Annotated in this window: 1 protein-coding gene; it reads left to right on the top strand. The window is 55.8% G+C overall.

All coding sequences use genetic code 11. The features are described from left to right. Positions 1-242: transposase (locus GTP44_RS28530; protein WP_161021817.1), on the top strand; the 242-nt coding region annotated here is incomplete at both ends.

Raw genomic sequence — 242 nt, 5'->3', positions numbered from 1 at the left:
TTCGGCTACAAGCTGTCGGTGAACGCGGACAAGCGCTGCAAGCTCATCCGAAAAATCAAGATCAGCACCGCCAGCGAACACGACACCCTGCACTTCGAAGACGTACTGGACCCGGCCAATACCAGCCAGGATGTCTATGCCGATAAAGGCTATGTCAACTACAAGCGCGAAGAGCGCCTGACCGGCCAAGGCTACCGCATGCACATCCAGCGCAAAGGCAGCAAGGACAAGCCAATTTCTGA

The sequence above is a fragment of the Duganella lactea genome (genome assembly GCF_009857505.1).
GTDB lineage: Bacteria > Pseudomonadota > Gammaproteobacteria > Burkholderiales > Burkholderiaceae_D > Rugamonas > Rugamonas lactea.
This window is presented reverse-complemented; position numbering and strand designations above follow the sequence as displayed.